Genomic DNA, 472 nt, shown 5'->3' with positions numbered 1-472 from the left:
CCAGCTTTTTGCTGATACGGCGCCCTACTCCCCAGACCTCATCAACCGGCAGTGCAGCCATCAGTTTGCGCTGGCGATCCAGGTTAGATAAGTCCACCACCCCACCCGTTTGTCTCTGCCATTTTTTGGCGGCATGATTCGCCAGTTTCGCCAGCGTCTTTGTCTGAGCAATACCAACGCCAACCGCCAGACCCGTATTTTGATATACGGCATCTTTTAATTCCTGCCCAAACTCCTGCAGAACCCGGCAGTTTCTTACACCTGTCAGGTCACAGAAGGCTTCATCAATTGAATATATTTCGCAGCGGGGAGACATTGCCTCCAGCGTGGACATTACTCTGCTGGACATATCTGCATAAAGCTCGTAATTGCTGCTGAAACAAACCACACCATATCGACGGAATAAGTCCTTCTGCTTGAAATACGGATCCCCCATTTTCACACCAGCTCTTTTGGCTTCAGCGTTGCGGGC

The 472-nt window shown here is 50.8% G+C and carries 1 protein-coding gene; it reads right to left on the bottom strand.

Annotated features, from left to right (window positions below; translation table 11 throughout):
- Positions 1-472, bottom strand: a 472-nt coding sequence (locus tag OGV69_RS00640; protein ID WP_502873870.1) for a Y-family DNA polymerase, incomplete at both ends; no start/stop codon positions are given.

The sequence above is a fragment of the Citrobacter sp. Cc139 genome (assembly GCF_030334645.1).
Lineage (GTDB): Bacteria > Pseudomonadota > Gammaproteobacteria > Enterobacterales > Enterobacteriaceae > Citrobacter > Citrobacter werkmanii.
This window is presented reverse-complemented; position numbering and strand designations above follow the sequence as displayed.